Raw genomic sequence first — 12,468 nt, forward strand, 5'->3', positions numbered from 1 at the left:
GGTGCCCGAGCAGGTCAGCGGCGGCGCTGGCAGCGGCCGCACCAGTACAGCTCGCGCCCGGCCACCCGCTGCTGCCGGATGCGCGAACCGCACTGCAGGCAGGGCGCGCCCGTGCGCTGGTACGTCGCGAACTCCCTCGGGAAGGTCGCGCCGAGGTGGCGGCCGGTCAGCTCCGGCGGGACCTCGCCCGCGGCGAGCCGGGCCTCGGCGTCGAGCACCTGCTCCTCCAGGGTGAGGATCTGGCCGTAGGCCACGCCGAGCGGGAGCAGCCGCACCAGGTCGGCCCAGATGGCGTCCCAGGAGGTGCGCCGCAGCTCGCGGCCCGGGCGAAAGGGGTCGAGCCGCAGCCGCCACAGCACCTCGCAGCGATAGACGTTCCCGACCCCGGCGACGACCGCCTGGTCCATGATCAGCTCGGCGATCGCCTTGCGGGAGCGGGTGATCCGCGCCCAGGCGGGCTCGGGGTCGGCGTCGGGACGCAGCGGGTCGGGTCCGAGGCGGGCGACCACGGCGGCGGCCTCCTCGGCGGTGACCAGCGCGCACACCATGGGCCCACGCAGGTCGGCGACGTGCGTGTCCGAGGCCAGCCGCAGCCGCACCTCGCCCTGCACCGGATGGTCCTGCGGCGGTAGGCCGGGAGCGACCGCCTCCACCGCGAAGTTGCCGATGAGGCCGAGGTGGACGTGCAGCCAGCGGTCACCGGTCAGCTCGACGAGCAGGTGCTTGCCGGCCGCCTGGGCGCCCACGACGGTGGCGCCGTCCAGCAGGGCCGCCGACTCGGCGAACCGACCCTGGGGGCTGGTGACCCGCACCGGCTTGCCGGCATACGCCCGGGACAGCCGCCCGGCCAGCGCATGGATGGTGTGACCCTCGGGCACCTCAGCCGGCCTTGCGGGGGGCCCGCTTGGCCGCGGTCTTCCTGGCCGGCGCCTTGGCAGACGCCTTGGTAGCCGGGGCCTTCTTGGCGGGACTGGCCTTGGCGGACTTCCGGGCCGAGGTCCGGGCGGGTGGCGCGCCCTCGCCGTCGCTGTCCGACCCGTCGTCCGTCGCGCCGGGCCGCTCGCCCCGCGCCGCCTTGGCCCGGTCGACCGAGCGCTGCAGCGCGGCGAGCAGGTCCACGACCTCGCCATCGCTCTCGCCCTTGGCCGCGGGTGCCGCCTGGACCTCGCCGCCCGCGAGCTTGCGCTCCACGAGCGCCTGCACGGCCGCGTGGTAGTCGTCCTCGTAGTCGTTGGGCTCGAAGTCGTCCACCATGGACTCGATGAGCAGGTCGGCCATGGCGACCTCGCGCGGGGTGGGCTCGGGGATCTCGTCGAGCACGTCGAAGGCCGGCTCGCGGACCTCGTCGGGCCACAGCATCGTCTGCATCACGATGACATCCTCGCGGACGCGCAGCACGGCCATCGACAGCCGGGTGCGCACCGACACCGTGACCACGGCCATCCGGTCGGTGGCGGCGAGCGCCTCGCGCAGCAGGGCATAGGGCTTGACGGCGGTCCTGTCCGGCTCGAGGTAGTAGGACTTGTCCAGCAGCAGCGGGTCGATCTGGTCGGCGGGGACGAACTTCTCGACCGAGATCTCCTTGGCGCTCCGGGAGTCCAGCGCCGCGAGCTCCTCCTCGGTGATGATCACCGTCCTGCCGTCGGCGGTGTCGTAGCCCTTGACGATCTCGGTGTGGGGCACCTCCTCGCCGTCGGCCTCGGCGACCTTCTTGTAGCGCACCCGGCTGCCGTCGGACCTGCGCACCTGGTGGAACTTCAGGTCGTGGTTCTCCGTGGCGGTGTAGAGCCGCACCGGCACGGTGACCAGCCCGAAGGACACGGAACCCTTCCAGATCGCCCGCATGGTGGTCTCCTCGCAACGTGATGGGACGTTTACTCAGCGTCACACATACCCACCAGGCAGGATGAGGTATGCGTCCGATGCTCGCCACCGCGGCCACCCAGGTGCCGACCGGCCCCGACTGGGTGCACGAGGTCAAGTGGGACGGCATGCGGGTGCTCGCCTCCGTGGCCGAGGGCGCCGTCCGGCTGCGTGCCCGCTCGGGTGCCGACGCCACGGTGCGCTTCCCCGAGCTGGGGGCCCTCGCCGGGCTCGGCGCGGACGTGCTCCTGGACGGCGAGGTCGTGACGCTGGACGGGGGACGGCCGTCGTTCGGGCTGCTCGCCGAACGGATCCACGTCGCCTCGGCCGCCACGGCGGCGGCGCTCGCGGCGACCCGGCCGATCACCTACGTCGTCTTCGACGTGCTGCGGCTCGGGGGTCACGAGATCGTCGACCAGCCGTGGTCGGTGCGCCGCGAGCTGCTGGACCGGCTCGACCTGCCCGCCGTCGCCGGCCCCTGGATCGTCCCCGAGGTGTATGCCGACGGCGCGGCCCTGCACGAGGCCACGCGCGTACAGGGCCTGGAGGGCGTGGTCTCCAAGCGCCGCTCCTCGACCTACCGGCCGGGGACGCGCAGCCGGGACTGGCTCAAGTCCCCGCACCGGGCTGCCCGCTCGGTGGTCGTCGGCGGGTGGCGCCCCGAGACGGGGACCCGGGACCGGCTCGGAGCCGTGCTCGTGGGCACCCCGGCAGCGGGCGGCCTGCGCCTCGACGGACGGGTCGGGTCGGGGCTGGCGGGTGCCGCGGGCGACACCCTCCGCGACCTGCTCGAGCCGCTGGCGGCGGACGAGTCACCCTTCACCGGGCCGCTCGGGCGCGAGGACGCGGCCGGGGCGCGCTGGGTGCGACCCGAGGTGGTCGTCGAGGTGCGCTCGCTCGGGCGGGGGGCCGGGGGGCGGTTGCGGCAGCCGGCATACCTCGGGGTCCGCACCGACCTGGGCCCGGACGACCTGACGGCGCAGGAGGACTGACGTGCCCGCCGCCGACGTGACCGTGGAGGTCGACGGCCGCAGCCTGCGCCTGACCTCGCTGGACAAGGTGCTCTATCCGGAGACCGGGACGACCAAGGGCGAGGTGCTGGCCTACTACGCCGCCGCGGCGCCGCTGCTGCTGCCCGAGCTGGCGGGGCGCCCGCTGACCCGGCTGCGGTGGCCGTCCGGGACGGGCGGGAAGTCGTTCTACGAGAAGAACGCGCCGCGCGGGATGCCGGACTGGATCCGCACCGTCGTCGTGGACACGCCGGGCTCCTCCCGCGGCCGGGAGCGGGTGACTTATCCGCTCGTCGAGTCGGTCGCCGGGCTCACCTGGCTGGGTCAGGTGGCGGCGCTGGAGCTGCACGTCCCGCAGTGGCGGGTCGACGAGGCCGGCGCGATCCTGCCGCCGGACCGGCTCGTCGTCGACCTCGACCCCGGCCCCGGCACCGGCCTGCGCGAGTGCTCGGTCGTGGCGCTCGCAGCGCGAGAGCTGCTGGGGGGCATGGGCCTTCACGAGGTGCGGCCGGTCACGTCCGGGTCCAAGGGGATGCAGCTGTATGCCGCCCTGCCGGGGACCCACCCCGCCGAGCAGGTGCGCGAGCTGGCGCGCGGCCTGGCGCTCGCGCTGGAGGAGTCGCACGCCGACCTGGTGGTGTCCTCCATGGCCAGGTCCAGGCGGCTCGGCAAGGTCCTCGTGGACTGGAGCCAGAACACCACGGCCAAGACCACCATCTGCCCCTGGTCGTTGCGGGCCAGGCACCGGTGGCCCACCGTGGCGGCGCCGCGGGAGTGGGCGCAGGTCGAGGCGGCGGCCGCGGGGGAGGCGACCCTGGACCAGGTGGGGCTGGCGGCGGCACTGGCCCGGCTGTCCTGAGGCAGCCGGCTGTCCCGGGGCTCGAGCTCGCTGCGGGGCGATGCCCGAGGGCGCCCGGATCGCGGGACCCCCGACTCGCCACCTCCGTCACTCTAGGTTAGCCTTCCCTTGCTTAGGTCAGCCTTATCGAGGGGAAAGTCATGCTCGCGAACTACCTCATCGGCCTGCGCGAGGGCCTGGAGGCCTCGCTCGTCGTGGTCATCCTCGTGGCCTACCTCGTGCGCTCCGGACGCCAGCACCTGCTCGGTCGCATCTGGGCAGGCGTGGCGGCGGCCGTGGGCATCTCCCTGGCCTTCGGAGCGCTGCTCACCTTCGGGCCCAAGGGGCTGACCTTCGAGGCCCAGGAGGCCGTCGGCGGGGGCCTGTCGATCATCGCCGTCGCCCTCGTGACCTGGATGATCTTCTGGATGGCGACCCACAGCAGGGCGCTGTCCGGCGTCCTGCAGGGCGCCGTCGACGAGGCCACCGAGGGCCCCCGGGGCGGGCTGGTGCTCGTGGCGATGCTGGCCGTCGGTCGCGAAGGCCTGGAGACCGCGCTGTTCCTGTGGGCGGCCACCCAGGCGGCGGCCCGCGACGCCGCCTCCACCACCGCCCCGCTGCTCGGTGCCCTGCTGGGCCTGCTCACCGCGGCGGCGCTCGCGGTCGGGGTCTACCGCGGGACCCTGCGTCTGGACCTCGGCGCGTTCTTCCGCTGGACGGGCGCCTTCCTGGTGCTCGTCGCCGGTGGCGTGCTGGCCTATGCCGTCCACGACCTGCAGGAGGCCCGCATCCTGCCCGGGCTGCACACCCTGGCCTTCGACCTGAGCCACGTCCTGGAGCCCTCGGGCTGGGTCGCCACCGTGATCAAGGGCGTCCTCAACCTCGCGCCCGCCATGACCGTGCTGGAGGTCGCCGCCTGGCTGGCCTACGTGCTGCCGGTGATGGCGATGTTCGTCCTGCGGGTGCGCGTGCCCGCCCCGTCCGCCATCCGTCAAGGAGCCCGCGCATGACCCGCCTCGCCGCCACCGGCACCGTCCTCGCGCTGTCCGCGCTCGCGCTCACCGCGTGCACCGACAACCCCGGCGCGAGCCAGGCCGCCGGTGCCTCCGGCACCTCCGGCGCCACGACCCCGGGCACCCTCACCGTCACCGCCACGGACAGCGAGTGTCGCGTCTCGGCGGACCAGGCCCCCAGCGGCACGCTGCGGTTCACCGTGACCAACGCCGGGACCAAGGTCACCGAGTTCTACCTGCTCGGGTCGGACGGCCTGCGCATCGTCGCCGAGGTGGAGAACATCGGCCCGGGGCTGACCCGCGACCTGGTCGCCAAGGTCCCGGCCGGGAGCTACTCGACCGCCTGCAAGCCGGGCATGGTGGGCGCGGGCATCCGGTCGGCGTTCACGGTCACCGACTCCGGCGCCGACCTCGGGGCCCAGGGAGCGGACAAGGAGCTCGTCGCCGCGGCCGACGAGCAGTACGCGGGCTACGTCAAGGACCAGGCCGACCAGCTGCTCGCAGGCACCCGGGCCTTCGCCGCGGCCTTCGCCAGGGGCGACGCGGCCACGGCCCGGGCGCTCTACGCCCCCACCCGCACCCACTGGGAGCGGATCGAGACGGTCGCCGAGTCCTTCGGTGACCTCGATCCGCGGATGGACGCCCGTGAGGCCGACCTCGAGCCCGGGCAGCGGTGGACCGGCTGGCACGTCGCCGAGAAGGACCTGTGGCCGCCGCGCACCGGCCACACCCCGCTCACCCCCGCCCGCCGGGCCCAGGTCGCCGCGCAGCTGGTCACGGACACCGAGACCCTGCACGGGCGCACCCGCTCCCTGACCTTCACCGCCGACCAGATCGCCAACGGCGCCAAGGGCCTGCTCGAGGAGGTCGCGACCGGCAAGGTCACCGGCGAGGAGGAGATCTGGTCCCGCACCGACCTGTGGGACTTCCAGGCCAACGTCGACGGCGCCCGCGTCGCCTGGGAGGGCCTGCGCCCGCTGCTGAAGCGCAAGGACCCCGGCCTGGATGCCACGCTGCAGCTGCGTTTCAGGGCCTTGCAGGCCGAGCTGGACAAGCACAAGGTCGGGGCCGGCTTCCGCGGCTACGACCAGCTCACCACCCCCCAGGTCAAGGCACTCTCCGACGCGGTCAACGCGCTCTCCGAGCCGCTGTCGCGGCTGACGGCGGCGGTGGTCTGATGGCTGAGAAGCTCTCCCGCCGCGGGCTGCTCGGGTGGGGCGCGGCCTCCGCGGCGGTCGGGGCCGCGGGCTTCGCCGGAGGTATGACGAGCGCCTCCGGCGCCGACGACCCCGACCCGGCCGCCGCCCCCACGGCCCCGGACTGCCACCCCTTCCACGGGGCCCACCAGGCGGGCATCGTCACGCCGGCCCAGGACCGGCTCCACTTCGCCGCCTTCGACGTGGTCACCACCGACCGCGCGGACCTGGTGGCGCTGCTCACCGCGTGGACCGCGGCGGCGGCCGAGCTGACCGCAGGTCGTCCCGTCGGGGGCGACCCGACGTCCTACGACGCCCCGCCCGCCGACTCGGGCGAGGCCCAGGACCTGCACGCCTCCCGGCTGACGCTGACCTTCGGCCTCGGGCCGACCGTGTTCCGCGACGCCGCCGGGCGCGACCGCTTCGGGCTCGCCGCCCGTCAGCCCGCCGCCCTGCGCCGTCTCCCGCACTTCCCCGGGGACGCGCTCGACCCCCGCCGCAGCGACGGCGACCTGTGCGTGCAGGCCTGCGCCGACGACCCGCAGGTGGCGGTGCACGCCATCCGCAACCTCGCCCGCCTCGGCATGGGGGTGGTCTCCCTGCGCTGGTCCCAGCTCGGGTACGGCCGCACCTCGGCCACCTCCACCAGCCAGTCCACCCCGCGCAACCTCTTCGGGTTCAAGGACGGCACGGCCAACCTCAAGGCCGAGGAGCCCGCCGCCCTGGACACGCACCTGTGGGTCGGTCCTCGGGACGACCCGCGCGCCGCGTGGCTCGCCGGGGGGTCCTACCTCGTCGCCCGCCGCATCGCCATGAACCTGGAGACCTGGGACCGCACCTCGCTGCGCGAGCAGGAGCAGATCATCGGCCGGGACCGCCGCGAGGGGGCACCGCTGTCCGGCGGCACGGAGCACTCGCAGCCCGACCTCGCCCTGGCCGGTCGCGGGGGACGACCGCTGGTGCCCGCGGACTCCCACGTCGCCCTCGCCCACCCGAGCCGCAACGGCGGGGTGCAGATGCTGCGGCGAGGCTACAACTACACCGACGGTTCGGACGACCTCGGGCGCATCGACGCCGGCCTGTTCTTCATCGCCTACGTCCGCGACCCGCTGCGGCAGTACGTCCCGATGCAGACCCGCATGGCCCGCCAGGACGCCCTGCAGGAGTACCTCCAGCACCGCGGGTCCGCGTTGTTCGCCGTCCCACCCGGTGTGCGCCCGGGCGAGCACATCGGTCAGGCGCTCTTCGCGTCCTGACCGACCGGCGCAGGGAGCCCGACCCGACGCGGTGGCCCGCTCACCCGGTGGCGGCGGCTGCGGCTCGCCCGGCGACCCGCCCGCTGAACAGGCAGCCACCGAGGAAGGTTCCCTCCAGCGCCCGGTAGCCGTGCATCCCACCGCCGCCGAACCCCGCCGCCTCCCCGGCGGCATACAGCCCGGGGAAGACCTCGCCGTCGGGCCGCAGCACCCGCGCCGACAGGTCCGTCTCCAGGCCACCGAGGGTCTTGCGGGTGAGGGTGCGCAGGCGCACCGCGATCATCGGCCCGTGCCGCGGGTCCTCCAGCCGGTGCGGCGCGGCCGTGCGCACCAGCCGGTCGCCCAGGAAGGCCCGCGACCCGCGGACGTGGGTGAGCTGGGCGTCCTTGGTGAAGGGGTTGGCGATCTCGCGGTCGCGGGCCCGGACCTCGCGGCGGACCCGATCGAGGTCCAGGCCGGCAGCGGGCTCCAGGTCGGCCATGCGGCCGACGAGCCCGTCCAGGCTCCCGGCCTGCACGGCATCCTCCCCGTGGTCGAGGAGGGCCTGCACGGCGGGCGGCACGTCGGTGGTGACACGTCGGGCGACCTCCCGCCAGGAGCGGTTCGTCAGGTCCAGGTTCTGCTCCTGGCCGGACAGCGTCAGCTCCTTGCCCGCGATGGTGCGGGTCATCACGAACCAGCTGTGCTCCGCGCCGACCGCGCGCAGGTGGCGCAGGGTCCCGAGCGTGTCGAACCCCGGGTAGAGCGGCCCGGGCAGCCGGCGCCCGGTCGCGTCCAGCCACAACGACGACGGCCCGGGGAGGATGCGGACGCCGTGGCCGGGCCAGACCGGGTCCCAGTGACCGACGCCCTCGGTGTAGTGCCACATCCGGTCCGGGTTGACCAGGCTGGCGCCGGCGTCGCGGGCCACGGCGATGCCGCGGCCGTCCACGTGGGCGGGGACGCCGGTGAGCATGCGCGCGGGCGGGGTGCCCAGGCTCGCGGGCCAGGTGGCACGGACCCGCTCGTGGTCCCCGCCGATCCCGCCGGTCGTCAGGACGACCGCCTGGGCGTGGATCTCTCGCTCCCGCAGCACCGTCCGGACGGTGGGGCGCCCGCGGGGGGCGTCGTCGGGCGCCAGCTCGGACACCCGGGCGCCCACGACCTCACCACCGCGGACGACCAGGGCGTCCATCCGGTGCCGGCACCGCAGCTCGACCCGCCCGGACGCCCGGTGCTGCGCGAGCCGACGGGCGAAGGGCTCCACGATGCCCGGGCCGGTGCCCCAGGTCACGTGGAACCGCGGCACGGAGTTGCCCGGTCCCAGCGCGTCGTCACCGCCGCGCTCGGCCCACCCGACCACCGGGAACAGCCGGTGCCCCAGCGACCGCAGCCAGGCTCGTTTCTCGCCCGCCGCGAAGTGCACGTAGGCCCGGGCCCACTCGCGCGGCCACCGGTCCTGCGGTCGGTCGAAGCCCGCCGTACCCACCCAGTCCTGCCAGGCCAGCTCCTCGCTGTCCCGGACCCGCAGCCGCCGCTGCTCGGGGGAGTCGACGAGGAAGAGGCCTCCGAAGGACCAGTAGGCCTGACCACCGAGGGACTGCTCGCCCTCCTGGTCGACCAGGATCACCCGCCGCCCGCCGTCGGCGGCCTCGCAGGCCGCGACCAGGCCCGCGAGCCCGGCCCCGACGACGAGGACGTCGGCCTGGTCGACGGGCGCGGACCGCTCAGCCACGACCGAGCTCCTCGCGCAGCGCCGCCACGAAGCCGTCGACGTCCGCCTCGGTGGTGTCCCACGAGCACATCAGCCGCACCTCGCCGGTCGCCTCGTCCCAGACGTAGAAGGGATAGCGGGCCTGCAGGCGCACGGTCACCTCGGGCGGGATCGTCGCGAAGACCGCGTTGGCCGCGACCGGCTGGGTCACCCGCACCTCGGCGACCCCGTCGAGGGCGTCCCCGAGGCGGCGGGCCATCGCGTTGGCGCGCTCCCCGGACCGCAGCCAGAGGTCCCCGTCGTACAACGTGACGAGCTGGGCCGACAGGAATCGCATCTTGGAGCCGAGCTGCATCGACAGCTTGCGCACGAAGTCCAGGCGCCGCACCGCGCCGGGGTCGAGCACGACGACCGCCTCGGCGCCCATCAGACCGGCCTTGGTCCCGCCGAGGGAGAGCACGTCGACGCCGCAGTCGGTGGTGATCTCCCGCAGGGAGACGCCCAGCGCGGCAGCGGCGTTGGCGATGCGGGCGCCGTCGACGTGGACGAGCATCCCCAGCGCGTGGGCATGGTCGGCGAGCGCCCGGACCTGGTCGGGGGAGTGGACCGTGCCGACCTCCGTGGACTGGGTCAGGCTGACGACGCGCGGCTGGGCGTGGTGCTCGAAGCCGAAGCCGCGGGCCTCGCGGTCCAGCAGCGCCGGCGTCATGATCGCGTCGGCGGTGGGGACGGTCACGACCTTGATGCCCGCGACCTTCTCGGGGGCGCCGCACTCGTCGGTGTGGATGTGGGCGTGGCCGGTCGCGATGACCGCGTCCCAGCGGTCGGTCATCGCCGAGAGGGCGACGACGTTGGCGCCGGTGCCGTTGAACACCGGCCAGCACGAGGCCTGCTCGCCGAAGTGGCGGTGCATCACGGTCTGCAGGTGCGCGGTGTAGGGGTCGGCGCCGTAGGCCCCGACGTGACCGCCGTTGACCGTCGCGAGCGCGTCGAGCACCTCGGGGTGGACTCCCGCGTGGTTGTCGCTCGCGAACCCGCGCCGTCCGGTGTCGTGCAGCCTCTCCATGCTGCCAACCTACCGGGGGCGGTCGGTCTCGCCGGGCTAGGTCGGGCAGGCGGATCCGACCGCCGCCGGTAGTCGGATCCGCCTGGGCCACGAACCCCGGCTGACCCGACGACCGGCGGTAGGTCAGCGCCGGCGGTAGGTCAGGTGAGGAGGGACAGGCCGAGGGTGATCATGACCGCGGCGATGACCAGGTCCAGCGCCTGCCAGGACCGGGGGCGGGCGAAGACGGGCCGCAGCCACCGCGCGCCGTGGCCCAGCCCCGCGAACCACAGGACCGACGCGCACGTCGCGCCCACCCCGAACCACCACCGCCCCCGTGCGCCGTGCGTCGCCGACAGCGACCCGAGCATGACCACCGTGTCCAGGTAGACGTGCGGGTTGAGCCAGGTGAAGGCCAGGGTCGTGAGCACCGCCGCGCGCAGCGACCCCACCCCGCGCTCGTCCGCGGTCAGCGCCTGCGGGTGCCGGGCGGCCAGCGCGGAGCGGATCCCGAACTGCACCAGATAGATCGCGCCCGCCCACCGCGCCACGGTGACGATCGTGGGATGCGCCGTGACCAGAGCGCCCACCCCCGCCACGCCCGCCAGGATCAGCACCGCGTCGGACAGCGCGCAGATCGCGACGATCACGCCGACATACCGCCGGACGATCCCCTGGCGGAGCACGAAGGCGTTCTGCGCGCCGATGGCGACGATGAGGCCGAGGCCGGTGAGCAGGCCGGTGAGTGCGGGTCCCAGCATGACGGGAACGCTACGGAGACGCCATGATGAAGTCCAACGATGTTTTCTTCGTCTGCCTGAGGAGTCCTTCATGTATGGCGACCCGCCCCAGCTGGCAGCACTGCTCGCGGTGGTGACCGAGGGCTCCTTCGAGGGCGCCGCCGACGAGCTGGGCGTGTCGCCGTCCGCGGTCAGCCAGCGGATCAAGGCGCTGGAGTCCCGGATCGGGCAGGTGGTCGTGCGGCGCACCCGCCCCTGCCGGGCCACCCCGACCGGAGAGGTGCTGCTGCGGCACGCCCGTCAGCTGGACCTGCTGGAGGCGGAGACCCGGGCCGCCCTGGAGCCTCACGGCCGGACGCCCACCCTGCCGGTCGCGATCAACGCCGACTCCCTGGCCACCTGGGGTCGGGAGCTGCTGCGGCTGGTGGCGGAGGCGGGCGACGTGGCGCTGGAGCTGCACGTCGAGGACCAGGGGCACAGCGCCGAGCTGCTGCGCGCCGGGCGGGTGCTCGCGGCGGTGACGGCGGATCCGGTGGCCGTGCAGGGCTGCTCGGTGGAGCCGCTGCCCGCCGCCCGCTATGTCCCGGTGGCGGCCACCACCTTGTGGGAGCGCCACGGCCGGGCCCTGTCGGGGCTGCCGATGGTGACCTTCAACGACAAGGACCGGTTGCAGCACGACGTGCTGCGCCGGCTCGGGCTCACGGACCCGCCGCTGGTGCACCAGGTCCCGTCGACCGAGGACTTCGCCCGGGCGGTGCGGCTCGGCCTCGGGTGGGGCGCCCTCCCGGTGCCGCAGCTGGGCGGCGGCCCGGACGCCCTGGCGGACCAGGGGCTTGTCGCGGTCGCCCCCGGGCACGACGTGCGCGTGCCCCTGCACTGGCAGCGCTGGCGGCTGGACTCGCCCGTGCTGGACCGGCTCAGCGGGTGGGTGCGCTCCGCTGTCGCAGCGCCTCCTCGATGACCTGGGCGACGCCGTCCTCGTCGTTGCGTCCGCACCGGTGGGACGCCGCGGCCACGGCCTGCGGGTGGGCGTTGCCGACGGCATAGCCACGTCCGGCCCAGGCGAGCATGGGGACGTCGTTGGGCATGTCGCCGAAGGCCCACACGTCCGGCGCCTCGATCTCGTGCTCGGCGCACCAGCGTTGCAGGGCGACGGCCTTGGTGACCCCGCGGGCGGTCATCTCGGCGAGGCCGGGCGCCCCGGAGTAGGCCAGCTGCACCCGGTCCCCGACGACCTCCGTCGCCCGCGCCAGGAACTCGTCCAGCGCCATCGCCGGGTGCCGCGCCAGCAGCTTGCCGGGCAGCTCCTCGTCGAGCAGCGCTTCCAGCGGCCCCACGCGGCGGGTCTCGCGCACCGGCTCCCCGGCCGGCCCCGGTATGGCGACGAAGGCGTCCTCCGCGGCCATCCCCGAGCGTCCCTCCAGCGCGAAGGCCGTGCCCGGCAGCGTCGCCCGCAGCAGCCCGACGACCTCCAGTACGGTCGCCCGGTCGATCGGGTGCTCCTCGACCACGGCGCCCAGGTGCGCGTCGTACACGAAGGCGCCGTTGCCGCAGAGCACCAGCCCGTGCGAGCCCACCTGCGCCCGGAACTCGTCCATCCAGCGGGGCGGTCGCGCGGTGACCACCACGACGAGGCAGCCCGCGGCCTCCGCGGCGGCGATCGCGGCGACCGACCGTGCGGACAGGGTGTGGTCGCTGCGCAGCAGGGTCCCGTCGAAGTCGGTGGCGAAGACGCGCGGGCAGGAGGTCATGCCCCAATCTCCCACACGGGCCCCGCCGGGAGCGGCGAGGAGCCCCGCACCCGAGATCGGGTA

At 74.7% G+C, this 12,468-nt stretch carries 12 protein-coding genes; 6 read left to right on the forward strand and 6 right to left on the reverse strand.

Translation table 11 applies throughout. The annotated features are described in order from the left end of the window. Positions 1-14: 14 nt before the first annotated feature. Both ACK2IS_RS01980 and ACK2IS_RS01985 read right to left on the reverse strand, forming a co-directional pair. Positions 15-878, reverse strand: coding sequence for an Fpg/Nei family DNA glycosylase (locus tag ACK2IS_RS01980; protein ID WP_409484489.1), 864 nt, complete (start codon positions 876-878; stop codon positions 15-17). A 1-nt stretch (position 879) separates the two neighbouring features. Then, positions 880-1,845 carry a Ku protein gene (locus ACK2IS_RS01985; protein ID WP_409484490.1) on the reverse strand — a complete coding sequence of 322 codons (966 nt, stop codon included), beginning with the start codon at positions 1,843-1,845 and terminating at the stop codon, positions 880-882. A 68-nt stretch (positions 1,846-1,913) separates the two neighbouring features. Between ACK2IS_RS01985 and ligD (ACK2IS_RS01990) the strand changes: the two genes are divergently transcribed. The 5 genes from ligD (ACK2IS_RS01990) (at position 1,914) to efeB (ending at position 7,176) form a co-directional block, all read left to right on the forward strand. Continuing rightward, positions 1,914-2,855 (forward strand): non-homologous end-joining DNA ligase, encoded by a 942-nt coding sequence (ligD, locus tag ACK2IS_RS01990; protein ID WP_409484491.1) that lies wholly within the window; start codon positions 1,914-1,916, stop codon positions 2,853-2,855. A gap of 1 nt (position 2,856) precedes the next feature. Next, positions 2,857-3,732: a non-homologous end-joining DNA ligase gene (gene ligD, locus ACK2IS_RS01995; RefSeq protein WP_409484492.1), complete on the forward strand. Its 876-nt coding sequence runs from the start codon at positions 2,857-2,859 to the stop codon at positions 3,730-3,732. Positions 3,733-3,872: 140 nt separating this feature from the next. Continuing rightward, the gene (efeU, locus tag ACK2IS_RS02000; RefSeq protein WP_409484493.1) at positions 3,873-4,721 is read left to right on the forward strand and encodes an iron uptake transporter permease EfeU; all 849 of its coding nucleotides are present in this window, start codon (positions 3,873-3,875) and stop codon (positions 4,719-4,721) included. Next, complete coding sequence (gene efeO / locus ACK2IS_RS02005) at positions 4,718-5,902, forward strand: iron uptake system protein EfeO (RefSeq protein ID WP_409484494.1); 1,185 nt, start codon at positions 4,718-4,720, stop codon at positions 5,900-5,902. The genes efeU and efeO overlap by 4 nt, the downstream gene beginning before the upstream one ends. Further along, positions 5,902-7,176 carry an iron uptake transporter deferrochelatase/peroxidase subunit gene (gene efeB, locus ACK2IS_RS02010; RefSeq protein WP_409484495.1) on the forward strand — a complete coding sequence of 425 codons (1,275 nt, stop codon included), beginning with the start codon at positions 5,902-5,904 and terminating at the stop codon, positions 7,174-7,176. Before efeO ends, efeB begins: the two co-directional genes overlap by 1 nt. A 40-nt stretch (positions 7,177-7,216) precedes the next feature. Here the strand turns inward: efeB and ACK2IS_RS02015 are convergent, their stop codons facing one another. The 3 genes from ACK2IS_RS02015 to ACK2IS_RS02025 all read right to left on the reverse strand — a co-directional run bounded on the left by ACK2IS_RS02015 (position 7,217) and on the right by ACK2IS_RS02025 (position 10,675). Continuing rightward, complete coding sequence (locus ACK2IS_RS02015; protein ID WP_409484496.1) at positions 7,217-8,890, reverse strand: FAD-binding dehydrogenase; 1,674 nt, start codon at positions 8,888-8,890, stop codon at positions 7,217-7,219. Continuing rightward, the gene (locus tag ACK2IS_RS02020) at positions 8,883-9,935 is read right to left on the reverse strand and encodes a threonine aldolase family protein (protein WP_409484497.1); all 1,053 of its coding nucleotides are present in this window, start codon (positions 9,933-9,935) and stop codon (positions 8,883-8,885) included. The genes ACK2IS_RS02015 and ACK2IS_RS02020 overlap by 8 nt, the downstream gene beginning before the upstream one ends. 140 nt (positions 9,936-10,075) lie before the next feature. Beyond that, positions 10,076-10,675, reverse strand: coding sequence for a LysE/ArgO family amino acid transporter (locus ACK2IS_RS02025; RefSeq protein ID WP_409484498.1), 600 nt, complete (start codon positions 10,673-10,675; stop codon positions 10,076-10,078). A gap of 70 nt (positions 10,676-10,745) precedes the next feature. Between ACK2IS_RS02025 and ACK2IS_RS02030 the strand changes: the two genes are divergently transcribed. After that, entirely contained in the window at positions 10,746-11,615 is an 870-nt protein-coding gene (locus tag ACK2IS_RS02030; protein WP_409484499.1) for a LysR family transcriptional regulator ArgP, read from the forward strand. On the opposite strand, the gene ACK2IS_RS02035 is transcribed toward ACK2IS_RS02030, so the two are convergent. After that, positions 11,572-12,405: an HAD family hydrolase gene (locus tag ACK2IS_RS02035; RefSeq protein WP_409484500.1), complete on the reverse strand. Its 834-nt coding sequence runs from the start codon at positions 12,403-12,405 to the stop codon at positions 11,572-11,574. The genes ACK2IS_RS02030 and ACK2IS_RS02035 overlap by 44 nt on opposite strands. Between the last annotated feature and the right edge of the window lie 63 nt (positions 12,406-12,468).

Source organism: Arsenicicoccus dermatophilus, from assembly GCF_046267915.1.
Taxonomy (GTDB): Bacteria; Actinomycetota; Actinomycetes; order Actinomycetales; family Dermatophilaceae; genus Arsenicicoccus; species Arsenicicoccus dermatophilus_A.